This is a genomic window from Halomonas rhizosphaerae (assembly GCF_030010555.1).
GTDB lineage: Bacteria > Pseudomonadota > Gammaproteobacteria > Pseudomonadales > Halomonadaceae > Halomonas > Halomonas rhizosphaerae.
Map to the genome: position 1 here is coordinate 1 of NZ_JASCQP010000032.1, position 23854 is coordinate 23854.

Genomic DNA, 23854 nt, shown 5'->3' on the forward strand with positions numbered 1-23854 from the left:
GGCGGCACCCTGGCCGAGCACCTGGCCCGGGAGGAGAACGACATCACGGTGGTGGACACCGACGGCGAGCGCCTGCGCGAGCTGCATACCCGCCTGGACATCCGCACGGTCTCCGGGGCCGGCTCCTACCCCATGGTGCTTCGCCAGGCCGGCTGCGAGGACGCCGACATGCTGATCGCAGTGACCAACTCCGACGAGGTCAACATGATCGCCTGCCAGGTGGCCCACACCCTGTTCCGCACGCCGACCAAGATCGCCCGGGTGCGTGCCACCGCCTACCTGACCCGCAAGGGCCTGTTCGCCCACGAGGCGGTGCCCATCGACGTGCTGATCAGCCCCGAGCAGGTGGTCACCGACCATATCCGCCGGCTGATCGAGCATCCCGGCGCCCTGCAGGTGCTGGAGTTCGCCGGCGGCCTGGTGCAGCTGGTGGCGGTGAAGGCCTTCTACGGCGGCCCGCTGGTCGGCCAGGAGCTGGGCTTCCTGCGCCGCCACATGCCCAGCGTGGACACCCGGGTGGCGGCCATCTACCGCCAGAACCGGCCGATCATTCCCCGCGGCGACACCGTGATCGAGGCCGACGACGAGGTGTTCTTCATCGCCGCCCGGCGCGACATCCGCGCGGTGATGAGCGAGCTGCGCCGCCTCGACCGCGACTTCCGCCGGGTGATGATCGCCGGCGGCGGCAACATCGGCGAGCGCCTGGCCGAGCACCTGGAGCACAGCCACCAGGTCAAGATCATCGAGCACAACCTCGAGCGCTGCACCCAGCTCTCCGAACGCCTCGACCGCACCGTGGTGCTGCACGGCAGCGCCACCGCCAAGCGGCTGCTGGAGGAGGAGAACATCGAGGACTGCGACATCTTCTGCGCGCTGACCAACGACGACGAGGTCAACATCATGTCGTCGATGCTGGCCAAGCGCATGGGCGCCAAGAAGGTGCTGACGCTGATCAACAACGCCGCCTATGTCGACCTGGTGCAGGGCGGCGAGATCGACATCGCCATCTCGCCCCAGCAGGCCACCATCGGCAGCCTGCTGACCCACGTGCGGCGCGGCGACATCGTCAACGTCCACTCGCTGCGCCGCGGCGCGGCCGAGGCCATCGAGGCCATCGCCCACGGCGACACCCAGTCGTCCAAGGTGGTGGGGCGCGCCATCGGCGAGATCGACCTGCCCCAGGGCACCACCATCGGCGCCGTGGTACGCGGCAAGGAGGTGCTGATCGCCCATGACGACGTGGTGGTGGAGTCCGGTGACCACGTCATCCTGTTCGTGATCGACAAGCGCCGGCTGCGCGACGTGGAGCGGCTCTTCCAGGTCGGGTTGACGTTCTTCTGATGGCCTGTCACGTGACCACCGGCGACCCGAGGAGGGCCGCCCGATGAGCCTGCGCATGATCCTGCGCATCCTGGGCCTGCTGCTGATGATGTTCAGCCTGACCATGGTGCCGCCTATCCTGATCTCGCTGCTGTTCGCCGACGGCATGTGGGAGGCCTTCGCGGTGGCCATCGCCATCACCGTGGCCACCGGGGCGGTGATGTACCTGCCCAACCGCCATGCCCGCAAGGAGCTGCGCACCCGCGACGGCTTCCTGATCGCGGCGCTCTTCTGGAGCGTGCTGGGGCTGTTCGGCGCGCTGCCGCTGATGCTCACCGGTGACACGGCCCTGGCCCCGACCGACGCCGTCTTCGAGTCCTTCTCGGGCCTGACCACCACCGGCGCCACGGTGATCACCGGCATCGACTTCCTGCCCAAGGCGGTCCTCTACTACCGCCAGCAGCTGCAGTGGCTGGGCGGCATGGGGATCGTGGTATTGGCCGTCGCCATCCTGCCGACCCTGGGGGTCGGCGGCATGGCCCTCTACCGCACCGAGATCCCGGGGCCGCTGAAGGACTCCAAGCTCACCCCGCGCATCACCGAGACGGCCAAGGCGCTATGGTACATCTACGCCAGCCTGACCCTGGCCTGCATGCTGGCCTACATGGCGGCCGGCATGGACTGGTTCGACGCCCTGGGCCATAGCTTCTCCACCGTGGCCATCGGCGGCTTCTCCACCTACGACGCCAGCATCGGCCACTTCGACAGCGCACTGGTCGAGATGATCTGCGTGTTCTTCCTGATCGTCTCGGCGGTGAGCTTCAGCCTGCACTTCCTGGCCTGGCGCCAGCGCAGCGTGACGCACTACTTCCAGGACCCCGAGGCGCGGTTCCTGCTGCTCTTCCTGCTCGGCCTGACCGTGATCACGGTGCTCTCGCTCTGGCTGACCGACACCTACGGCACCGAACTGGGGCTGCGTCACGGCCTGTTCGAGGTGGTCTCGGTGGCCACCACCGCCGGCTTCGCCGTGGCGGACTTCTCCACCTGGCCCGGCGCCCTGCCCTTCCTGCTGTTCGTCGCGGCCTTCGTCGGCGGCTGCTCGGGATCGACCGGCGGTGGCATGAAGGTCATCCGCATCATCCTGATCCTCAAGCAGGGCATGCGTGAGGTGATGCGCCTGATCCACCCCAATGCGGTGATCACGGTGAAGATCGGCAAGGTCAGCGTGCCGGACGGCATCGCCCAGGCGGTGTGGGGCTTCTTCTCCGTCTACGTGATGCTGTTCTTCATGATGCTGGTGGGCGTGATGGCCACCGGCGTCGACCAGGTCACCGCCTGGTCCACGGTGGGGTCGGCGCTCAACAACCTGGGCCCGGCGCTGGGCGAGGCCTCCGCCCACTACGGCGACCTGCCGGACCTGGCCAAGTGGATCCTGGTGGTGGCCATGCTGCTCGGCCGCCTGGAGATCTTCACCGTGCTGGTGCTGTTCACCCCCGCATTCTGGCGCAAGTGAATGATCGAAGGCCGCGCCGAGCCTCGTGCGGATTGGCCGGGCCTCGTCCTTCATGGATAATCGCCCTTTCACTCCTACTGCCCGAGCGTCCATGACCGACTCCCAGGATTCCGTGATCACCGCCCGCCAGGACGACACCACCAGCGGCCCCCGCCGCGTCCTGCAGGTGGGCGAGACCCGCTACACCCTGCTGGGCACGGCCCATGTCTCCGCCGAGAGCGCCGCGGACGTGCGTGCGCTGATCCGCTCCGGCGAGTTCGATGCCGTGGCCATCGAGCTGTGCGACTCGCGCCACCACAGCCTCACCAACCCCGATGCCCTGGGCGAACAGGACCTGTTCCAGATCTTCCGCCAGGGCAAGGCCGGCATGGTGGCCGCCAGCCTGGCGCTGGGGGCCTTCCAGCAGCGCGTGGCCGAGCAGTCGGGCATCGAGCCCGGTGCCGAGATGCGGGCCGCCCTGGAGGAGAGCCGTGACGCCGGCCTGCCGCTGCTGCTGATCGACCGCGACGTGGGCATCACCCTCAAGCGCATCTACCACAATGTGCCCTGGTGGCAACGCTTCTCGCTGTTCTCGGGGCTGCTCGGCAGCGTGCTGTCGCGCCAGCAGGTCTCCGCCGAGGAGATCGAGCGACTCAAGGAGGGCGACGTCCTGGAGTCCACCTTCAGCGAGTTCGCCGCCGAATCGGAGTCTCTCTTCATCCCGCTGATCAGCGAACGGGACCGCTACATGGTCCTGCGCCTGGCCCAGGACGCCGGTCCCGGACGCTATCGCCACGTGCTGGTGGTGATCGGCGCCGGCCACATGAAGGGCATGGCCGAGCAGCTGGAACAGCCGCTGCCTGCCGACCCCGCGCCGGAGCGCGAGCGCCTCGAGGCCACCCCGCCGCCGTCGCGCCTGTGGCGGGCGCTGCCCTGGTTGGTCACGCTGCTGGTGCTGACCGGCTTCGCCATCGGCTTCTCGCGCAATACCGAGCTGGGCTGGCAGCTGGTGGGGGAGTGGTTCCTGATCAACGGCGTGCTCTCGGGGGCGGCCACCCTGGCGGCCCTCGCCCATCCGGTCACGGTGGCGGCGACCTTCTTCGCCGCCCCGCTCACCTCGCTCAACCCCACCATCGGCGCCGGCTTCGTCGCCGCCGGGGTGGAGCTGTGGATGCGCAAGCCCAAGGTGCGGGACTTCTCGACCCTGCGCCACGACGTCACCGAGCTCAAGGGCTGGTGGCGCAACCGGGTATCGCGCACCCTGCTGGTCTTCCTGACGGCTACCCTCGGCTCCGCTGCCGGGACCTGGATCGCCGGCTTCCGCATCGCCGGGGCCCTGTTCGGCGGCTGACCGCCCGATGGGCGCCCGCCGTCATCGCGCCAGAACGCGCGCGCGGGGTGATGGCGGACATCGGCATGAGACACGCTGAGCCCCGGCATGAGAGAAAGCATATCCCGCGCCCTGTCCCTCTGACCTATGTTCAAGGCAGCTGCAATGGTGGCGCCCCATTGGGCGCCATCGTTGCAGTCCTGTACGACCACCAAACTTGGCAAGCATCCGGAAGAAGGCCTCCGGATGAACAGGGGGAGCGAGGACATGAAAACGGCCATTGCATCCATGGCGCTGGTCGGCCTTTTGCTGGGTGCCTCCTCGGCATCTGCGGAGTCCGATGCCATCCAGCAGCTGGCAGAGGAGAAGCAGTGCCTGAGCTGCCACGCCCGGGACGATGACACCCCGCGGGCGCCGGGCTTCAACAGCATCGCCGCAAAGTACGCGGGGGGAGAGATGAGGGGCTACCTGGTCGAGGTCGTGATGACGGGGGGCGAGGATCACTGGGGGTCGGCGACCATGCCGGACGCCGACGAGCGTGTCGAGGTGAGCGAGGAGGAGGCCGGGCAGCTGGTCGACTGGATCCTGAGCAAGCACGAGGAGTGAGGCCGACGCCCGCCACGCGGCCACGCGGTCGCCCCAGCGGGAAAGGACGCAGGCTTAGCGGCCGGCCTTGGCCAGCAGACGCCGCATCGCCGCCGTCGGTGCCTCGAGCTTCTCGTGGCGCCGACTGGCGGCGTAGCTGTCGTTGAAGGCATCGAAATAGTCATCGAGCACCTCGGCCGCCCCCGTGTCTCCGCCCTGGCGCAACAGCTCGATGGCGACCTCGGCGGTACAGAGGTGGGCGGCGGAGGCCGGCTTGCGCAGCCGATAGCGGGTGAGCCGCTCGGTGGCCAGGGGCAGCACCGGCAGGCGGTCGAGGTAGGGGCTCTTGCGGAAGATCCGCCGTGCCTGCCGCCAGGTCCCGTCGAGGATGATAAAGACGGGGGTCCTGTTCGCGACCTGTTCCGACCTGACCCGCGCCATGCCCACCACCCGATCGGCATAGTCCGGCTGGTCGTCGGGGAAGATCACGAAGGGCGCGTAGCGGTTATCCTCGAGCAGCGCCAGCAGTCGCTCGTCGGGTGCCGTACGGTACCAGGTGAAGACCTCGGTGTCGGGCAGAACGTCCCCGATGAGCCGCCCGGTGTTGGTGGGCTTGTGGTGCTCCAGGGGGTGGGTGAGCAGCCATACCCTCGCCTCGCTCGTGGCGGTGACCCGGTAGGGGCAGAGGCAGTTGAGCACCGGCAGGTTGCAGCCCGCGCAGCGGGAGACGAAGCTGCCCCGTGCCTTGAACTCGCGGCGCGGCGGCCGCGGATGACCGGTAGCAGGGTCGCGATCGATGAGGGCGTCGTGGAAGGTGTCGTCCTGCATGTGTGCCATGGTCCCGGAGCCGAAGGGGCCGGCATTCTAGCATGCCACGCCTGTCACGCCTCACGCAGGAGCGTCTCCGGCAGCCAGAGCCGTCCCTCACGCTTCCAGTGGCGTACCAGCGCCGGCACCCCCTTCCCGGCCGACTGGCAGAGACGGGTGACGCCCGGCGGGGCAAGGACATCGGCCTCGGGGTCGACCAGCACGCAGGGGGCGTCCAGGGGCGCATGATCGAGCAGCGAGGCCGCCGGCATCACGGCAAGCGACGTCCCCACCACCAGCAGCAGATCGGCCTGGGCGGCGATCTCGCAGGCGTCCGCGAAGTGCGGCACGCTCTCACCGAACCACACCACGTCCGGACGCAGCTGGCTGCCCTTGTCGCAGATATCCCCCAGGCGGATGCCCCCGCGGGGCAGCGGGTAGTGCATGCGCGGGTCGACCGAGGAGCGCGCCTTGAGGATCTCGCCATGCAGGTGCAGCACGTGGCGCGACCCGGCGCGCTCGTGCAGGTCATCGATGTTCTGGGTGATGATGCTGACCCGGAAGCCCTGCTTCTCCAGCGCCGCAAGGGCCTTGTGGGCGGCGTTGGGGCGGGCCCGGCGTACCTGGTCGCGGCGCTGATCGTAGAAGCGCAGCACCCGCTCGGGATCCTGCCGCCAGGCCTGGGGCGTGGCGACCTCCTCGACGGGGTGATCCGCCCACAGGCCATCGCTGGCGCGGAAGGTCTGGATACCGCTCTCGGCGCTGATCCCGGCACCGGTGAAGACCACCAGGTGGGGGCATCTCGGGTCACCCATGGGGCCGCCTCCTGCTTGCTGTGCCTGTCGCGCCTCGCTCAGTAGGTCAGGCCATTGTCGTCGTCACCGGCGAAGCGCCGCTTGTTGCGATAGGGATAGACGTCGATGACCCGGCCGTCGAGGATCGCCTGCTGCAGCCCCTTCCAGTAGTCGGCATCGAACAGCTCCGGGTGGAGTTGATAGCAGAGCTTGCGCAGCCTGACATCAGCGAACAGGAAGGGACCGAATTCCTCGGGGAAAATATCATTGGGCCCCACCGAGTACCAGGGCTCGTCGGCCAGCTCCTGCTCGGGATAGAGCGGTTCAGGGATATGCCGGAAGTTGCACTCAGTGAGGTAGCACACCTCGTCGTAGTCGTAGAAGACCACCCGGCCATGGCGGGTCACCCCGAAATTCTTGAGCAGCATGTCGCCGGGGAAGATGTTGGCCGCGGCCATCTGCTTGATGGCGTTGCCGTAATCCTTGAGCACCGCCCTTGTCTCCACCTCGTCGCACTGCTCCAGGTAGAGGTTGAGCGGGGTCATCATGCGCTCGGTGTAGCAGTGCTTGATGATCACCTTGTCGCCGCGCAGGTAGACGGTCGAAGGGGCCACCTCCAGCAGGTGCGCCAGGCAGTCGGGATCGAAGTGGTCCTGGCGGGCGATGAAGTTCGAGAACTCCTGGGTATCGGCCATGCGCCCCACCCGGTCGTGGCGCTTGACCAGACGATACTTCTCGCGCACGTTCTCGCGGCTCATTGCCTTGGAGGGGTCGAAGCGGTCCTTGATGATCTTGAACACGGTGCGGAAGGAGGGCAGCACGAAGACCGCCATGACCATGCCACGCACCCCCGGGGCGATGATGAACTTGTCCTCGCGCCGGGCTACCTGGTGGTTGAGGGCGCGGAAGAACTCGGTCTTGCCGTGCTTGAAGAAGCCGATGGCGGCATACAGCTCGCCCTGGGGCTTGTCGGGCATCAGCTCCTGAAGGTAATGCACGAACTCGCTGGGCACCACCACCTTGACCTGGAAGTAGGCGCGGGTGAAGGAGAAGATGATCGATACCTCGTCGGGCTCGATCAGCACGGTATCCAGGTGCAGCCCCTCGCCCTCCTCATGCAGTACCGGCAGCACAAGCGGCACCTGCTGGCCGCCGCCCAGCACCCGGCCGACCAGGTAGGCGCCCTTGTTGCGGTAGAAGACGCTCTTGATCAGTTCGATCTCGGCCTCGGGATCCTCGAGGATGGCGCCGGGCAGCAGCCGCTGGAGCACCTCGCTGCCCAGGGCCACATCCCGCTCCAGGTCGACGAAGGGCGTCTCGAAGCGTGCCTCGCTCAGGGCCCAGCGCAGTCCCCCCGCCCAGTCGCCGTCCACCCGCTGGTGGCGGCAAAGCTCGAGGCCGGAGTGGTGCGCCGCCCGCTCCCGGGAGCTGTACACGAACATCCAGTCGTTGCGGATGTGCCGGTGATGGAAGAGCGAGCAGAACATCGAGTTGAAGAAGGTCTCGGCCAGTTCGTAGTCCAGCCGCTGGTCGATCAGCTCGGCATAGTGCCGCCGGGCCTCCCCCCAGCACTCGCAGTGGGTCAGCAGGTCATCGTCGAAGGTACGTCTCAGCCGTGCCAGCGTCTCCTGCACCTTCTCGTCATAGAGGTCGATGCGTTCCGCCGAGGCCTGCTGGGCCTCACGCCAGGCGGCATCCCGGAAACGGCGGCTGGCATCCGCGGTGATCTGCTTGAAGCGCGAACGGTACTCGTCGAAGCCATGCAGCACGGTGGCGGCGAGATGATAGGCGGGCGAATGCTTCATGATCGGGCTCCAGGCAGCGAGACGCCCAGCATGACGACTTGTGCACCGCAAGGCGAGCCGACCAAGGTGGCGTCCACCAGGCCTGCCATCGGCCTCATTCGCCCTCGCCCAGGGCCAGCACATGCACCAGCGCACGCCACAGGCCCCAGCCGTCCCGCCACCCGGGCGACACCGCCACATGCTGCAGCGCTCCGGCCTCGAAGAGACGCGCCTGACCCGGCGGCAGCGCATCGTGCAGGCGTCGGCTGTGGCTGAACGGGATCACCCGGTCCTGCGGGCCGTGGATCAGTACCAGCCTGGCTTGCAGGCTGTCGAGCGAGCGCCGCGAGGGGTCCAGCGCCTCGAGCTCCCTCACCAGCGATGACGGCAGCCTGCCGATCAGCGCCTCCACGCGACCCGGGTCCTGGTTGGTCACCAGATCAAAGAGCGCCCGGCCCGACGTCCCCAGCCGGCGGGCCTCCCCGGCCACCGGCGCCTCGGGGTCCGCCAACCGGCGCCGGGCGATGGTCTCCAGCAGCGCTCGATCCCGTTCATCATCCAGCCAGTGCAGCTGGCTCAGCAGCACGGCCCAGCGCGCCTCCCGCTGCGGTGGGGGTACCGCCCGGCCTGCCCCCCCGCGGTCCTCGCCGGTGGTCACATAGCGCAGCATGTCCGTCATGTCGTAGTAGCCGCCCACGGCCACCACGAAGCTCACCGCCGAGGCCACTTCCTCGTCCATGGCGGCGATCAGCGTCGGTCCCACGGCGAAGCTGACCGCCGCCACCGCCGTGTGCGACGGCGCCCCGGGCGCCGACCGGGTGGCATGGCGGATGGCATCGACGATCGCCTCCACCTCGCGAGTACTGATGGAGTAGTCTCGCAATCCGTCGAGTTCCGGCACCATCACCCTGAAGCCTACCCGGCCGAGGGTCTTCGCCAGCGCCACCAGGCGCGGGTCGCGACGGCCCTGTTCGGTGAAGCCGTGCACCAGGATCAGCGACCCCCGGCTGGGCACCCGGGGGTGGTAGAGATCCGCCTGATAGGCGCGGCCCTGGCGCACATAGTGGAGCCCCTCCCGGCGGGGCGGCTCGGTACGACGCTTCAGCCGGCTCTCCCCGCTGCCCGCCGACAGGTCACCCAGCACCAGCAGGGCCTGGTGGTGGCGTTCCAGGCTGGCACATCCCGACAGCAGGACGGGCAGCAGGCTCAGCGCCATCAGCAGGGTCCCCAGGCGTAGACGCGTTCTCATGTCGACCAGACTAGCGGCCATGTCGACCTCCCGCCGGACTTTCGCGGCCGCGACGGGGCACGGACGGGATGACAGCACGCTACCGGCCGGCGACAATGGCGCCCCCTTGACCCCGTGACGGTGCCCCGATGACGCCATCGCTGAGCCTTCTCCATCAGGATGACCACCTGGTCGCCGTGCACAAGCCGGCCGGCCTGCTGGTGCATCGCAGCCCGCTTGCCCGCGGCGAGCGTGAGTTCCTGCTGCAACGGCTCCGCGACCAGCTCGGTCGTCGGGTCTACCCGGTCCACCGCCTGGATCGCCCGACCTCCGGGGTAATCGTCTTCGCCCTCGACCCCGAGACCGCCGCGGCCCTCCAGGCGGCCTTCGCCGCTCGCCGGGTGGAGAAGCGCTACCTGGCGGTGGTGCGGGGCATCGGCCCGCACCAGGAGCGGCTGGACTACCCGCTGCGCGAGGAGGAGGGTCGCCGCCCCAAGGCCGAGATGCCGGCGATGGAGGCGGTGACCGAGGTCCGCCGGCTCGATAGCGTCGAGCTGCCCGTGCAGGTGGATCGCTACCCCCGGAGTCGCTACTCGCTGATCGAGGCACGGCCGCAGACCGGTCGCCGCCATCAGATCCGCCGCCACCTCTCCCGGCGTGGCTACCCGATCATCGGCGATGCCAAGCACGGCAAGGGCAACCATAACCGCTTCTTCGCCGAGCGCCTGGAATGCCCGCGCCTGCTGCTGGCGGCGGTGGGCCTGGCCTTCGACCACCCGGCGAACGGCCGACGCCTCGACCTCTGCTGTCCCCTGGATGCCTGCATGACGACGCTCTTCGAGCGCTTCGGCTGGACGGGCCACCTGCCGGCGCCACCCCGGCGCCACGACCGCCCGAGCGAGATGCCATGACCGATTCCGCTATCTCCACTGCCCCCACCGCTGTCCCGGACGACTACGATGCCCGTTTCGGCGGCATCCGCCGCCTTTATGGCCGACGTGCTGCCGAGCGCTTCCGCCGCGCCCATGTGGTGGTGGTGGGCGTGGGCGGCGTGGGCAGCTGGACGGTGGAGGCCCTGGCGCGCTCCGGCATCGGCAAGCTGACGCTGATCGACCTCGACGACGTCTGTGTCTCCAACGTCAACCGCCAGCTGCACGCCCTGGATGGCACCATCGGCCGCCCCAAGGTGGAGGTGCTGGCCGAACGCTGCCGGGCCATCCAGCCGGGCATCGAGGTGGTGGCCGACACCGCCTTCGTCACGCCCGCCAACCTGGCCAAGCGTATCCCCACGGATGCCGACCAGCTGGTGGACGCCATCGACAGCGTGGTCGCCAAGGCGGCGCTGATCGCCTGGTGCAAGCGTCGCAAGCTGCCGATCGTGGTGACCGGTGCCGCCGGCGGCCAGACCGATCCGACCCGCATCCGGGTGGCCGACCTGACACGCACCGAGCACGACCCGCTACTCGCCAAGGTGCGCGCCCGGCTGCGTCGCGACTTCGGCTTTTCCCGCAATCCGAAGCGACGCTTCTCGGTGGAGTGCGTCTACTCGGACGAGCAACTGGTCTACCCCGGCAGCGACGGCGAGGTGTGCTTCCAGAAGCCCGCCGACGGCGAGGCCACCCGACTCGACTGCGCCTCGGGCTTCGGGGCGGCGTCCTTCGTTACGGGCAGCTTCGGCTTCACCGCCGCCTCCCGGGTGCTGGCCCGGCTGGCGAAACAGGCCAGCGCCACACCCTGACACCGCGGTTCAGACCATGCCCTCGAGACCATGACCTTGTGACCTAGGAGCAGCCCCATGGAACATCACTCCCCTCGCCCCGGCATCTACCGCCACTACAAGGGCCCGCTCTACGAGGTGCTCGGCGTCGCCCGACACAGCGAGACCGAGGAGCCGCTGGTGGTCTATCGCGCCCTCTACGGCGACTACGGCCTCTGGGCGCGCCCGCTGGACATGTTCCTGGAGACCGTCGAGGTCCAGGGCGAGCCAGTGCCACGCTTTGCCCTGGAGAAAGCGTTCCCCTGACGCATGAGCGCCCCGTGGCTAGGCCACAGGGCGCTCATCTAGGCACGGGTCGGTGAGGGTTTGCGCGTTACTCCTCGCCGGCTTCCTGCATCTGCTTCTGCATGTAGTTCTCGATGCCGACCTTGTCGATCAGGCCGAGCTCGGTCTCGATATGGTCGATATGATCTTCCTCGTCGGCGAGGATGTCCCGGAAGAGGTCACGGCTGACGTAGTCCTTGACCTGCTCGCAGTAGGTGATGGCCTCGATGTAGTCGTTGCGGCCCTCGTGCTCGATCTTCAGGTCGCACTCGAGCATCTCGCGCACGTTCTCGCCGATGTTCAGCTTGCCGAGGTCCTGGAGGTTGGGAATACCCTCGAGGAAGAGGATGCGCTCGATCAGCTTGTCGGCGTGCTGCATCTCCTCGATGGACTCGTCGTACTCCCACTTGGCCAGCGCTTTCAGGCCCCAGTCCTTGTACATCTTGGCATGCAGGAAGTACTGGTTGATGGCCACCAGCTCGTTGCCGAGCGCGGTGTTCAGGTGTTCGATGACCTTGCTGTCGCCTTTCATCTCATTACCTCGATCAGGGTTGTCAGGGGGCTGGCTGCCAGCTTGGCACGGCCACCAGAGCCTGGCCAGCCCGCACCCCCACAGTCTAGGCAATGCTATAGATAACTCAATCGAATCATGGACTTGTTAAGGCAAAGACGAACGATAGCGATTGCCATCAGACGGCGTAGGCGAGCCCCTGGGCCGCTGCGCTCAACTCGTCCCTGATCGCCTCGCGGGTGATGTCCTTGCCGGTGCAGGCGCACTTGCCGCACTGGGTCCCGCAACCCGTCACCTGCTGGACCTCACGCCAGCTCCGCGCCCCGTCCTCGACGGCATGGCGGATCCGGTGGTCGGTCACGTTCTTGCAGAGACACACGTACATGTCATCACCTCACGCTGGTCATGAAGTAAATGTAAATGATTCGCATGGGTAATCGCAAGCGGATCCCGCAAAAACCTGACCGAGGTCAGGCCTGGCGCATCACGCCCCCTCAACGGCACTTGGGAAGGACCACGACCCGGGTGCCGGAGGCGATGTCCGGCCAGCTGCGTTTCTCGCCGTCGACGAGGATCCAAAGGTACCCCAGGCCGAAGGCAGCCAGCGAGATGCCGGCCACCAGGAAACGCTGCAGCGCCTGGAGACCCGTGATCGAGCAGCCGTCGAGGGTCTGCACCCGCAGCCGCCAGGCCTGCATGCCCAGGGTCATGCCGCCACGGGTCCAGAAGAAGGCAAAGAAGGCGAAGGCACTGACCGCCAGCAGCAGGCGCAGCGAAAGCACCTGGGCGAGCCCCGTGCCCACCTGCTCCGCCGGCACTTCCAGCACCAGCCGCACCACGGCCAGATGCGCCGAGACCATCACGATCCAGATCGCCAGCACCAGCAGGCCATCATAGAGCATGGCGCCCAACCGCCGGCCGAGGCCGGCCGGCCACACATCGTCGAGTTGGTCGAAACGTCGTTGCATCAATCCCTCGGCTCAGCCTGTACGGCGCAATAGATAGAACCCCAGCCCGGCACACAGCAGGGTCGGTGCCAGCACCGCCCAGGCCGGGGAGAAGCCGAACACCGTGGAAGCCGGGCCCAGCAGGTCCTGAAGGTACTTGAAGACCAGGCCGGTGATCACCCCGTAGAAGACCCGGGTACCGGCAGCCACGGTGCGCAGCGGGCCGAACACGAAGGAGGCGGCCACCAGCACCAGCGACGCCATGGTCAGCGGCATCAGCATCTTCTGCCAGAAATAGAGCAGCGGCTGGGTCGCCAGCTGGTCCTGATCGCGCAGGTAGCGGGCATAGGCCCACAGTTCGCTGGGTGCCTGGCTCTCCACGTCACGCAGCAGCCGGTTGAGCTGGGCCGGCGTCATGGCGGTCTCCCAGCCCAGGGTGTCATGGCGCTCGACCTCGGTGCGCGCCTCGAGAAAGCGGGTCACCGCCACATCCTCCAGTTCCCAGCGGTCATCGCGCCACACCGCCCGCCGGGCGCTCGTCGCCTCGCGCAGGGCCTTGTCCTCGAATCGGTAGCGGGTCAGGTCAAGCACGGTGTCATCGGCACGGATGGCACCGAAGCGATAGAAGCTGTCTCCCTCGCGCTGCCAGCCGCCGCGTTCGGTGAGCACCGCGCCCTCGCCCTGCATCTGCTCGAGGCGCCAGGCACTGGCGAACTGTTCGGTGCGCGGGCTGACGAACTCGGCGATGGCGAGCACGATCAGGACCACCAGGATAATGGGCTTCATCACGCCCCAGAGGATCCGTACCAGCGAGCGCCCGGCGGCGCGCATCACCGTCAGCTCATTGCTCGAGGCCATGCTGCCAAGGCCGATCAGCGCCCCGATCAGCACCCCCACCGGCGCGTACTGGAAGAAGCGCCAGGGCAGCCGCATCAACAGGTAGAGCAGCACCTGGAAGGCGCCATAGTCGCCCTCCACGTCGCCGAGGTCGTTGATGTAGGTGATCACCAGGTCCAGGCCCAGCAGCACCACCTGCACCACGACGATGGCGCCCAGCACGTTGCGGGCGATATAGCGATCGAGCCGGTCGGTGATCATCCGCTCATTCCCTTGTGCTGGGCCCGGGCCATCATCGCCAGGCCGATGGCCAGGAAGCCGCCATGGATCGGCCACATCCCCACCGCCACCGGCCAGCTGCCCCGGCCGATGGCGTCCAGGGCCGCCAGCAGCAGGCTGAGATAGGCCACGTAGAGAAAGATGGCCGGCAGCAGCTTGGCGAAGCGCCCCTGGCGCGGATTGACCCGGGAGAGCGGCATGGCCAGCAGGGTCAGGATGAAGACCATCAGCGGCAGGCCCAGCCGCCACTGCAGCTGGGCCCGCGCCGGCAGGGCGTCATCGGCGAACAGCGTGGGGGTGGTGGCGTACTCGGGCGCATCGAGCTCGGGGCTCTCGGCCGCCCCCGAGAGGCGCACCGCATAGGTGCCGAACTCCAGGCGCTCGGCCTCGGCCCGCCCGGGGTCGACGCTGTAGCGCTCGCCGTCGGCGAGCACCAGGAAGCGGCTGCCGGTCTCCGGGTCGACGGTCTGGTAGCCGGATTCGGCCCGGGTCACCACGCTCTCCGGGGTGCCGTCGCCGCGCGACTGTCGCTCGCTGATGAAGACCTCCTGCATCCGGCGCTGGTTCTCGTTCATGGCCTGGGTGTAGGCCGTGCGTCCGCCACCGAAGTCCTGGAAACGCCCCGGCGCCAGGGCGGAAAAGTCGAGCTGGCTGCGCTGCTCCTCGAGCAGCACCTCGTTGTGCAGGGCCCCGGCCGGCGTCAGCCAGAGGCTGCACGCCCCCACCAGGATCGCCACCACAGTCGCGGGCACCAGGCTGACCTGCAGCAGGCGGTTGGGGCTGGTGCCGCAGGCCACCAGCACGGTGATCTCGCTGTTGAGATAGAGCTGGCCATAGGCCAGCAGGATGCCCAGGAAGAACGCCAGCGGCAGGATCAGCTCGAGGAATCCCGGAAGGTGGAAGAGCATCAGGGTGCCGAGGATGCTCGCCGGGATCTCCCCTTCGGCGGCATTGGAGAAGTAGCGGATGAAGCGACTGCCCATGATCACCAGCAGCAGAACGCCGGCCACGGCGGCCATGGTCAGCAGGATCTCGCGGGTCAGGTAACGGAATATGATCAACGCTGTCTCCTGGCCCGGCACCCCGCGGGGCCCGGCCATCTTCCATGCAATGACGCCTTGCCTTGGGTACACTGGGATGACTCGGCAACGTGCCGGCATTATCCAGAATCCCCCATCGCTTGTCTTGTGGAGACACCATGGAATTCCCCGTTCAGACGGCCAATCCCGCCAAGGCCGAGACGGCCTGCCTCGTGGTACCGGTGTTCAAGGATGGCGAGCTGCTGCCCGCTGCCGCCAAGCTCGACGATGTCAGCGAGCGGCTGATCGGCCAGCTGATCGAGCGCGGTGATTTCGATGCCAAGCTGGGCAATGTGCTGATGGTCCCCTTCGCCCCGGGGCTCAATGCCGACCGCCTGATGCTGGTGGGCCTCGGCGAGCGCGAAAGGTGCCGGGAAGGCGCCTTCCGCAAGGCGCTCGATGCCGCCTTCACCGCCCTGGCAGCGCTGCCCGTCGAGGACGTCGCCGTGGCCTTCACCGACGTGCCGGTGCCCGAGCGCGCCTGCGACTGGAAGGCCCGAATGGTGGCCGAGGCCGCCCATCGCGCCGTCTACCGTTTCGATACGTTCAAGTCCGAGAAGGCCCCCGCACCGCAGCTCGCCCGCGTCACCCTGCTGGTCAGCGAGCAGGGCGATGCCGAAGCGGCCCGCCAGGGCGGGCGCATCGGCGACGCGATCGGCCAGGGGGTGGCCACCACCCGCACCCTGGGCAACCTGCCCGGTAACATCTGCACCCCGAGCTACCTGGCCGAGCAGGCCGAGGCGCTTGGCCAGGGCTCCGGCGGGGCGCTCTCCGTGGAGATCCTCGACGAGGAGGCCCTGGAACGCCTGGGCGCCCACAGCCTGCTCTCCGTCGGCCGCGGCAGCGAGCAGCCCTCGAGGCTGATCGTCATGACGTACCAGGGCGCCGAGGACCCCGACGAGTCGCCCCACGTGCTGGTCGGCAAGGGCATCACCTTCGACACCGGCGGCATCTCGCTGAAGCCGGGCGAGGCCATGGACGAGATGAAGTTCGACATGTGCGGGGCGGCCAGCGTGTTCGGCACCGTCACCGCGGTGCTGGCCATCCGGCCGAAGATCAATCTGGTGGCCATCGTCGCCGCCGCCGAGAACATGCCAGACGGCCGTGCCACCAAGCCCGGCGACATCATCAGGACCCTCAAGGGACTCTCCGTGGAGGTGCTCAACACCGACGCCGAGGGCCGCCTGGTGCTGTGCGACGCCCTGACCTACGCCGAGCGCTTCGAGCCGGCAAGCGTAGTGGACATCGCCACCCTCACCGGCGCCGCCATCATCGCCCTGGGCCACCATGCCACCGGCCTGCTCGCCAACGACGACGACCTGGCGCTGGACCTGCTGGATGCCGGCGAGACCGCCTGGGACCGCGCCTGGCACCTGCCGCTGTGGGACGAGTACCAGGAGCAGCTCGACTCCAACTTCGCCGACCTGGCGAACATCGGCGGCCGCCCGGCGGGCACCATCACCGCCGCCTGCTTCCTCTCCCGCTTCGCCGACAAGTTCCCGTGGGCGCACCTGGACATCGCCGGCACGGCCTGGACCTCCGGCAAGGAGAAGGGCGCCAGCGGCCGCCCGGTGGGACTGCTGACCCAGTACCTGCTGGACCGCGAGACCGATAACGAGGTCGAGATCACCGACGACTGATTTCGCGCCCGGCAGGGTTGCCTTTTTGCGGTGGTGACCTTTTCATGTGGGATGTCGACTTCCATGCACCGGGCCCTCGCCGGCCCGGTAACCTGTTTCGTGCCGCGGGCGCCCGGATGCGCCCCGCCAGTAGCGGAGACCTCTTGCCGTGTCCCTTGAACGCTTTTCCGTGAGCCCCTCCACCCGCCCCACCGCGGAAACGATCCGCAATGACATCCTCGACAACCCGGGCTTCGGTCGCTACTTCACCGACCATATGGCCCATGTCCGCTGGACCCTCGATGCCGGCTGGCACGGCCATGAGGTGCGCCCCTATGGCCCCCTGACGCTGGACCCGGCCGCCGCGGTGCTGCACTACGGCCAGGAGATCTTCGAGGGCATCAAGGCCTACCGCCACGCCGACGGCTCGGTCTGGACCTTCCGTCCGGAAAAGAACGCCGAGCGCTTTCGCCGCAGCGCCCGTCGCCTGGCCCTGCCGGAGCTCTCCGACGAGGACTTCATCGACTCGCTCAAGGCCCTGCTCGCCCGGGACCACGCCTGGGTGCCGACCCCGGCCAGCGAGGCCGAAGAATCGAGCCTCTACCTGCGCCCCTTCATGATCGCCAGCGAGACCTTCCTCGGCGTACGCCCGTCCCATGAGGTCGACTACTACGTCATCGCCTCGCCGGCGGCCGCCTACTTTCAGGGCGGCGTGAAGCCGGTATCCATCTGGCTCTCCTCGCACTACAAGCGCGCCGCCCCGGGGGGCACCGGCTACGCCAAGTGCGGCGGCAACTACGCCGCCTCGCTGGCCGCCCAGAAGGAAGCCGCGGCCCATGAATGCAGCCAGGTCGCCTTCCTCGACGCCGCCGAGAACATGTGGGTCGAGGAGCTGGGTGGCATGAACCTGTTCTTCGTGTTCCGCGACGGCCGCATCGTCACCCCCCGCCTCACCGATACCATTCTCGAGGGCGTGACCCGCGACTCGGTGCTGACCCTGGCCAGGGACGAGGGGCTGACCCCGGAGGAGCGCCCGATCAGCATCGAGGAGTGGCGCGAGGGCGCTGCCTCCGGCGAGATCACCGAGATCTTCGCCTGCGGTACCGCCGCGGTGATCACCCCGGTGGGCGAGCTGGTCACCGAGAGTGACCGCATCCGCCTCTCCGCCCAGGGCGACAACGAGGTGGCCAAGCGCCTGCGCACCCGCCTGCTCGACCTGCAGTACGGCCGCAGCGAGGACACCCGCGGCTGGCTGACGCGCCTGGCCTGAGCCACCCGAGTTTACGCCTCCTTCCGCTCAAGGGGCGCCGGGGACAGGGCGAAGAGGGGGTCCGATGCCAGGGATGGCATCGGTAGCGCCCAGGGAAGGGTTCACAGCGCCCCCTCGTGCCCTGTCGCCGGATCAGCCCCGCGACGAGTTGCTCTGCGATAACCCATGACCCAAGTTGACTTCTATATCCTCCCCGATACCACGCTCGAGGCCCGGCTGCTCTTCGCCTGCCGGCTGGCCGAGACGATCTATCGCAAGGGCTACCGGCTGCACCTACATGCCGAGGACGAGGCCATGGCCCGGGAGCTGGACGACCGGCTCTGGACCTTCCGGGACGATGCCTACGTGCCTCACGCACTGGCGGGAAGCGAGACAGCGGACGGCGTGCCGGTGACCATCGGCTGGCAGGACCTGCCGATGGACGGCGAACCGCCCCAGGCGCTGCTCAACCTGCATCCCGGAATCCCCGAATGGTTCTCGCGCTTCGAGCGGGTCGCCGAGATCATCAACCAGCACCAGGACGTGCTCACCGCCAAGCGCGAGTGCTGGCAGACCTACCGAAAGCGCGGCTATCCGGTCACCCCGCACCAGCTCAAGGGCCAGGCGGGCTGACGCCTCCCCCGGCATCACGCTATAATCGGGCCCATTTTTCAGCATCCCCGGCACCCTGGCAGCACCCTCGAGGCGCCCTGCCATGGGTCGGTGCCACCTCCTCGACCCGGAATGCCCATGGACAAGACCTACCAACCCGAGCAGATCGAATCCCGCTGGTACGAGCGCTGGGAAGCCGACAACCGCTTCGCCCCCTCGGGCGAGGGCGAGCCCTACTCCATCATGATTCCGCCGCCCAATGTCACCGGCAGCCTGCACATGGGCCATGCCTTCCAGGACACCATCATGGACACCCTCATCCGCTGGCGGCGCATGCAGGGGCACAACACCCTCTGGCAGGTGGGCACTGACCACGCCGGCATCGCCACCCAGATGCTGGTGGAACGCAAGGTCGCCGCGGAAGAGGGCAAGACCCGCCACGACCTGGGGCGCGAGGCCTTCATCGACAAGGTATGGGAGTGGAAGCAGGAGTCCGGTGGCCATATCACCCGCCAGCTGCGCCGCATGGGGGCGAGCGTCGACTGGTCGCGCGAGCGCTTCACCATGGACGACGGCTTCTACAGGGCGGTGCAGGAAGTCTTCGTGCGCCTCTTCGAGGAGGACCTGGTCTACCGCGGCAAGCGGCTGGTCAACTGGGACCCGACCCTGCATACCGCCATCTCGGACCTCGAGGTCGAGAACCGCGACCAGCAGGGCAGCTTCTGGCACTTCCGCTACCCCCTGGCCGACGGCGTGACCACCGATGACGGCAAGGATTACCTGGTCGTCGCCACCACCCGCCCCGAGACCCTGCTCGGCGACACCGGGGTGGCGGTCAACCCCGAGGATGCCCGCTATGCGTCGCTCATCGGCAAGTTCGTGGAGCTGCCGCTGGTGGGGCGGCGTATCCCGATCGTGGCGGATGAGCATGCCGACATGGAGAAGGGCTCGGGCTGCGTGAAGATCACCCCGGCCCACGACTTCAACGACTACGAGGTGGGCCGCCGCCAGGACCTGCCGCTGATCAACGTCTTCACCCAGGACGCGGCCATCCTCGCCCGCGCCGAGGCCTTCGACATCCAGGGCCGGCCGCTGCTCGATGTCGACCCGACCCTGCCCGAGGCCTATGCCGGCCTGGACCGCTTCGAGGCACGGCAGCGCATCGTCGCCGACATGGACGCCGCCGGCCTGCTCGAGCAGGTGGAGACGGTCAGCAACACCCTGCCCTATGGCGACCGCTCCGGTGACGTCATCGAGCCGCTGCTCACCGACCAGTGGTTCGTGGCCGTGGAGCGCCTGGCCAGGCCTGCCATCGAGGCCGTGGAGAAGGGCGACATCCAGTTCGTGCCGAAGAACTACGAGAACATGTACTTCGCCTGGATGCGCGACCTCCAGGACTGGTGCATCTCCCGCCAGCTGTGGTGGGGCCACCGCATTCCCGCCTGGTACGACGCCGAGGGCAACGTCTACGTGGCGAGAAGCGAGCAGGAGGCCCGCGAGACGCATGGCCTTCCCGCCGAGGTCGAGCTGACCCAGGACGAGGACGTGCTGGACACCTGGTTCAGTTCGGGGCTCTGGACCTTCGGCACCCTGGGCTGGCCGGAAGAGACCCCGGAGCTGGCGACCTTCCACCCCTCCAGCGTGCTGGTCACCGGCTTCGACATCATCTTCTTCTGGGTCGCCCGGATGATCATGCTGACCGGCAAGTTCATGGGCGAGGTGCCCTTCAAGCAGGTCTACGTGCATGGCCTGGTGCGCGACGGCCAGGGCCAGAAGATGTCCAAGTCCAAGGGCAACGTGCTCGACCCCATCGACCTGATCGACGGCATCGACCTCGAGACCCTGGTGGCGAAGCGCACGGCCAGCCTGTTGCAGCCGCAGAAGGCCAAGGCGATCGCCAAGGCGACCCGTGACGAGTTCCCCGAGGGCATCGAGCCCCACGGCACCGACGCCCTGCGCTTCACCTTCCTCTCCCAGGCCACCACCGGGCGCGACATCAAGTTCGACATGGGCCGCCTGGAGGGCTACCGCAACTTCTGCAACAAGCTGTGGAACGCCTCGCGCTACGTGCTGATGAATGCCGAGGGCGAGGACACCGGGCTCTCTCTCGAAGGGCAGTGCAGTGAGCCGGTCGAGCTGTCGCTGGCGGACCGCTGGATCGTCTCGCGCCTGCAGCAGACCGAGGTCCAGGTGACGAAGGCCCTGGAGGAGTTCCGCTTCGACCATGCCTCCCAGGCGCTCTACGACTTCGTCTGGAACGAGTACTGCGACTGGTACCTGGAGCTCTCCAAGCCGGTGCTGTGGGACGAGGCGGCCTCCGCGGACGCCAAGCGCGGCACCCGCCGCACCCTGGTCCGCGTGCTGGAGGCGATCCTGCGCCTGGCCCACCCGATGATGCCCTTCATCTCCGAGGAGATCTGGCAGCGCGTCGCCCCGCTGGCCGGCACCTGCCAGGGCGAGGGGGACTCCCTGATGGTCCAGCCCTGGCCGCAGGCCGATGACGGCAAGGTCGACGAGTCGGCGACGCGCGATATCGAGTGGCTCAAGGGCGTGATCGTCGCGGTTCGCAACATCCGCGCCGAGATGAACATCGCCCCGGGCAAGCCGCTGGAGGTACTGCTCACCAAGGGCAGCCCGGAAGACGCCAGGCGCCTGGCCGCCAACCGGCCCTTCCTCGCCAAGCTGGCCAAGCTGGAGCGCGTCGAGTGGCTCGACGACCCCGAGCAGGCCCCGCTCTCGGCCACCCAGCTGGTGGGCGAGATGGAGGTGCTGGTGCCCATGGCGGACCTGATCGACAAGCAGGCCGAGCTCGCCCGCCTGGCCAAGGAGATCGACAAGCAGGACAAGCTGATCGGCGGCATCGAGAAGAAGCTTGGCAACGAGAGCTTCGTCGCCAAGGCCCCCGAGGCGGTGGTCGAGAAGGAGCGCGGCAAGCTAGCGGACTTTAAGGCCTCGCGCCGCCTGCTGGTCGAGCAGCGCGAGAAGATCGCCGCGCTCTGATCGTAATCCACTCCCCCAGCCGCAAGGGCCCGCCACTGGCGGGCCCTTGTCGTTTACGGGTCGGTCGCTATCGGGTCAGTCGACGCGGCGCCAGCCGCCCAGCACCCGCTGGTCGGGCCCGAAGAACACCAGCCGGTCATGGTCGATCAGGTAGCGGTAGGCGTTCTCCAGCATGCCGGTCACCCGGGCGGCATCCTCGGCCTGGGGGCAGGCGCGACGGGTGGTGGCCAGGTCCGAGAACGCGATGCTGTTGTTCTCGCCCAGCGCGGCCCGGCCGGTCAGCCGGTTGCAGCCGTCGCTGCCGCTCACCCGGCCATCGCGGTCGATCACGAAATGGGGGCGCTCCGGCATCTCGAGGCGCTCATTGGTGCCCACCAGCAGCAGGTTCCAGCGCTGGTCGACCACCGGTCCCTCGAGCCGGGCCGCGGGCTCGTCGAGCTGGGGAGCCGGGCGGCTGCTGCAGGCGGCGAGCAGCAGGGCGCCGGCCGCGAGCAGCAGTGTGTTGCGTAACGGTTTGATCATCATGGTATCTTCCTTGAGGCACGAGGCGATTGCCCAGGCGCCAAGCTTGCCCCAGCCGGGGCATCGAGACAATTCCCCACTCCACCGCTCCTTGTTCCCCCATGAGGCCCCGCATGCTTCACGCGCTCCACAACGATGCCCTCGGCAAGCTGATCCTGCGACTCACCGTGGCCGGCCTGCTGCTGCCTCACGGGCTGACCAAGCTGCTCAACCCGGGCAGCCTGACCTGGATCGGCAACACCCTGGCCGGCCAGGGCCTGCCGACCGTGCTCGCCTACGGCGTGCTGGTCGGCGAGGTGGTGGCGCCGCTGATGGCGCTGGTCGGCTGGCGAAGCCGCGTGGCGGGGCTGCTGATGGCCGCCAACATGGTGGTGGCCATCTTCCTGGTGCACATGGGGGAGATCACCGCCTTCAAGGACAACGGCGGCTGGGCCCTGGAGCTGCAGGGCTTCTTCCTGTTCGGCGCCCTGGCGCTGGTCTTCCTGGGCAGTGGACGGATGGCCTGGCGGCCAGATTGACCCTCGACCTTTGACCCACACCGTCGTCATGCTGTTTGCCAAGTTTTCAACGAGGAAGGATAGATTTCCGTCGCGAGCGAAGAGAGGCTGGTCGACGCCGGAGCGCAGCTACCGGAGTGTAGCCTGCTACTTGAGGATGGCGACGGTCCGACGCTTCGGCACCGCCGGCTGCCAGCATATCGAGCGCAGCAGGAAATCCGTTCTTCCTCACCAGGTCCCGGTGTTCTCCATCGACGCCCAGGGCTCCTTGGGCGGCAGCGCTTCGCCCGCCTGCAGCAGCTCCACCGAGATGCCGTCGGGGCTCCTGACGAAGGCCATGTGGCCGTCCCGGGGCGGACGGTTGATGGTCACACCGTTCGCCTGCAGGTGCTCGCAGAGGGCATAGATTTCGTCCACGCGGTAGGCCAGGTGGCCGAAGTTGCGCCCCCCGCCATACTCCTCGGGATCCCAGTTCCAGGTCAGCTCCAGCTCCGGCGCCTTGAGCTCGGCGGAACGGGCCTCGTCCTCCGGGGCCGCCAGGAAGACCAGGGTGAAGCGGCCCTTCTCGCTCTCCTTGCGACGCACCTCGGTCAGGCCGAGCAGGTCGCAGTAGAAGTGCAGCGAGGCGTCGAGGTCGCTGACGCGCACCATGGTATGCAAGTACTGCATGGCCAACTCCTTGTCGTTTACAGCGAAACTATCTAGCGGAACGGGGCTTTACTGGCGACAAGCCTTTCCGGAGGCGCTGTGAATACCTCCCTGTACGCTACCGACGCCATCCCTGGCGTAGGACCTCCTCCAAGGCTTGTCCCCAGCGCCCCTCTCTATCGCTGGGTCAGTTCGGATCAGTGAGTGTACTCGCTGAAGATCTCCGGCGTGCGATCGTCATGCCGCCAGCCCAGCACCGCGTAGTCGTCCTGGCGACCTGTTTCCATGCCGGGGGAGCCGTGGGGCATGCCCGGCACTGCCAGGCCCGCCAGGTCGGGCCGCTCGTCCAGCAGGCGACGGATGTCGGCGGCCGGCACATGGCCCTCGATCACGTAGCCGTCCACCACCGCGGTGTGGCAGGAGGCGAGCTCGGGCGAGACGCCATGCTCGATCTTCACCGCCCGCATGTCGCGGGTCTCGTGCTGTGTGACCTCGAAGCCCTCGGCCTCCAGGTGCTCGGCCCAGGCGATGCAGCAGCCGCAGTTCGGGTCCTTGTGCATCTCCACCACGGGCGTCTCGGCCCAGGCGGGGATGGCGATGGCGGCCAGCAGGGCGCCGGCGAGGGTCAGGCGTAGCGGTGATGTCATGATGGGCACTCCCCGGTATAAGGTAT

At 68.0% G+C, this 23854-nt stretch carries 24 protein-coding genes; 12 read left to right on the forward strand and 12 right to left on the reverse strand.

Features of this window, described 5'->3' with window-relative positions:
- The 4 genes from trkA to QLQ83_RS15010 form a co-directional block, all read left to right on the forward strand.
- A partial coding sequence (gene trkA, locus QLQ83_RS14995; RefSeq protein ID WP_282736324.1) for a Trk system potassium transporter TrkA occupies positions 1–1341 on the forward strand: 1341 nt, incomplete at its 5' end.
- A 43-nt stretch (positions 1342–1384) separates the two neighbouring features.
- Positions 1385–2833 carry a TrkH family potassium uptake protein gene (locus QLQ83_RS15000; protein ID WP_282736325.1) on the forward strand — a complete coding sequence of 483 codons (1449 nt, stop codon included), beginning with the start codon at positions 1385–1387 and terminating at the stop codon, positions 2831–2833.
- A gap of 91 nt (positions 2834–2924) precedes the next feature.
- Positions 2925–4163 (forward strand): TraB/GumN family protein, encoded by a 1239-nt coding sequence (locus tag QLQ83_RS15005; protein WP_282736326.1) that lies wholly within the window; start codon positions 2925–2927, stop codon positions 4161–4163.
- A 246-nt stretch (positions 4164–4409) separates the two neighbouring features.
- Positions 4410–4748 (forward strand): c-type cytochrome, encoded by a 339-nt coding sequence (locus tag QLQ83_RS15010; RefSeq protein WP_282736327.1) that lies wholly within the window; start codon positions 4410–4412, stop codon positions 4746–4748.
- 54 nt (positions 4749–4802) lie between these two features.
- On the opposite strand, the gene QLQ83_RS15015 is transcribed toward QLQ83_RS15010, so the two are convergent.
- The 4 genes from QLQ83_RS15015 to QLQ83_RS15030 form a co-directional block, all read right to left on the reverse strand.
- Positions 4803–5555, reverse strand: coding sequence for a tRNA-uridine aminocarboxypropyltransferase (locus QLQ83_RS15015; RefSeq protein WP_282736328.1), 753 nt, complete (start codon positions 5553–5555; stop codon positions 4803–4805).
- Between the two features lie 53 nt (positions 5556–5608).
- A complete protein-coding gene (locus tag QLQ83_RS15020; protein ID WP_282736329.1) occupies positions 5609–6349 on the reverse strand; it encodes an SIR2 family NAD-dependent protein deacylase in 741 nt (246 codons plus the stop codon).
- A 38-nt stretch (positions 6350–6387) separates the two neighbouring features.
- The gene (gene aceK / locus QLQ83_RS15025) at positions 6388–8133 is read right to left on the reverse strand and encodes a bifunctional isocitrate dehydrogenase kinase/phosphatase (protein WP_282736330.1); all 1746 of its coding nucleotides are present in this window, start codon (positions 8131–8133) and stop codon (positions 6388–6390) included.
- Between the two features lie 94 nt (positions 8134–8227).
- On the reverse strand, positions 8228–9382 hold the full coding sequence (locus QLQ83_RS15030) for an alpha/beta hydrolase family protein (protein ID WP_282736331.1): 1155 nt from the start codon (positions 9380–9382) through the stop codon (positions 8228–8230).
- Positions 9383–9489: 107 nt separating this feature from the next.
- Between QLQ83_RS15030 and QLQ83_RS15035 the strand changes: the two genes are divergently transcribed.
- Genes QLQ83_RS15035 through QLQ83_RS15045 form a run of 3 tightly spaced genes read left to right on the forward strand, consistent with a single transcriptional unit; the run spans position 9490 to position 11363 of the window.
- Positions 9490–10251: a pseudouridine synthase gene (locus tag QLQ83_RS15035; protein ID WP_282736332.1), complete on the forward strand. Its 762-nt coding sequence runs from the start codon at positions 9490–9492 to the stop codon at positions 10249–10251.
- Positions 10248–11078: a tRNA cyclic N6-threonylcarbamoyladenosine(37) synthase TcdA gene (gene tcdA / locus QLQ83_RS15040; RefSeq protein WP_282736333.1), complete on the forward strand. Its 831-nt coding sequence runs from the start codon at positions 10248–10250 to the stop codon at positions 11076–11078. Before QLQ83_RS15035 ends, tcdA begins: the two co-directional genes overlap by 4 nt.
- A 57-nt stretch (positions 11079–11135) precedes the next feature.
- Positions 11136–11363 carry a DUF1653 domain-containing protein gene (locus QLQ83_RS15045; RefSeq protein ID WP_282736334.1) on the forward strand — a complete coding sequence of 76 codons (228 nt, stop codon included), beginning with the start codon at positions 11136–11138 and terminating at the stop codon, positions 11361–11363.
- A 67-nt stretch (positions 11364–11430) separates the two neighbouring features.
- On the opposite strand, the gene bfr is transcribed toward QLQ83_RS15045, so the two are convergent.
- The 5 genes from bfr to lptF form a co-directional block, all read right to left on the reverse strand.
- Positions 11431–11913, reverse strand: coding sequence for a bacterioferritin (gene bfr, locus QLQ83_RS15050; RefSeq protein WP_282736335.1), 483 nt, complete (start codon positions 11911–11913; stop codon positions 11431–11433).
- Positions 11914–12070: 157 nt separating this feature from the next.
- The gene (locus tag QLQ83_RS15055) at positions 12071–12277 is read right to left on the reverse strand and encodes a (2Fe-2S)-binding protein (RefSeq protein ID WP_282736336.1); all 207 of its coding nucleotides are present in this window, start codon (positions 12275–12277) and stop codon (positions 12071–12073) included.
- A gap of 109 nt (positions 12278–12386) precedes the next feature.
- Complete coding sequence (locus QLQ83_RS15060; protein ID WP_282736337.1) at positions 12387–12860, reverse strand: RDD family protein; 474 nt, start codon at positions 12858–12860, stop codon at positions 12387–12389.
- 12 nt (positions 12861–12872) lie between these two features.
- A complete protein-coding gene (lptG, locus tag QLQ83_RS15065; protein WP_282736338.1) occupies positions 12873–13937 on the reverse strand; it encodes an LPS export ABC transporter permease LptG in 1065 nt (354 codons plus the stop codon).
- Positions 13934–15016, reverse strand: a complete 1083-nt coding sequence (lptF, locus tag QLQ83_RS15070; RefSeq protein WP_282736339.1) for an LPS export ABC transporter permease LptF — start codon at positions 15014–15016, stop codon at positions 13934–13936. Before lptF ends, lptG begins: the two co-directional genes overlap by 4 nt.
- Positions 15017–15153: 137 nt before the next feature.
- Between lptF and QLQ83_RS15075 the strand changes: the two genes are divergently transcribed.
- From QLQ83_RS15075 to QLQ83_RS15090, 4 genes are all read left to right on the forward strand, one after another.
- The gene (locus QLQ83_RS15075) at positions 15154–16674 is read left to right on the forward strand and encodes a leucyl aminopeptidase (protein ID WP_282736340.1); all 1521 of its coding nucleotides are present in this window, start codon (positions 15154–15156) and stop codon (positions 16672–16674) included.
- 148 nt (positions 16675–16822) lie between these two features.
- Positions 16823–17923 (forward strand): branched-chain amino acid aminotransferase, encoded by a 1101-nt coding sequence (locus QLQ83_RS15080; protein WP_282736341.1) that lies wholly within the window; start codon positions 16823–16825, stop codon positions 17921–17923.
- A 165-nt stretch (positions 17924–18088) separates the two neighbouring features.
- Positions 18089–18535 carry a DNA polymerase III subunit chi gene (locus tag QLQ83_RS15085; protein ID WP_282736342.1) on the forward strand — a complete coding sequence of 149 codons (447 nt, stop codon included), beginning with the start codon at positions 18089–18091 and terminating at the stop codon, positions 18533–18535.
- A 117-nt stretch (positions 18536–18652) separates the two neighbouring features.
- The gene (locus QLQ83_RS15090) at positions 18653–21514 is read left to right on the forward strand and encodes a valine--tRNA ligase (protein WP_282736343.1); all 2862 of its coding nucleotides are present in this window, start codon (positions 18653–18655) and stop codon (positions 21512–21514) included.
- Positions 21515–21589: 75 nt separating this feature from the next.
- Here QLQ83_RS15090 and QLQ83_RS15095 read toward each other — a convergent pair whose 3' ends face one another.
- Positions 21590–22039 carry an META domain-containing protein gene (locus tag QLQ83_RS15095; protein WP_282736344.1) on the reverse strand — a complete coding sequence of 150 codons (450 nt, stop codon included), beginning with the start codon at positions 22037–22039 and terminating at the stop codon, positions 21590–21592.
- Between the two features lie 110 nt (positions 22040–22149).
- On the opposite strand from QLQ83_RS15095, the gene QLQ83_RS15100 reads away from it, so the two are divergent.
- The gene (locus QLQ83_RS15100) at positions 22150–22554 is read left to right on the forward strand and encodes a DoxX family protein (RefSeq protein ID WP_282736345.1); all 405 of its coding nucleotides are present in this window, start codon (positions 22150–22152) and stop codon (positions 22552–22554) included.
- Positions 22555–22761: 207 nt separating this feature from the next.
- Here the strand turns inward: QLQ83_RS15100 and QLQ83_RS15105 are convergent, their stop codons facing one another.
- Positions 22762–23202, reverse strand: coding sequence for a VOC family protein (locus QLQ83_RS15105; protein ID WP_282736346.1), 441 nt, complete (start codon positions 23200–23202; stop codon positions 22762–22764).
- 176 nt (positions 23203–23378) lie between these two features.
- Entirely contained in the window at positions 23379–23828 is a 450-nt protein-coding gene (locus tag QLQ83_RS15110) for a DUF411 domain-containing protein (RefSeq protein ID WP_282736347.1), read from the reverse strand.
- Positions 23829–23854: the final 26 nt, after the last annotated feature.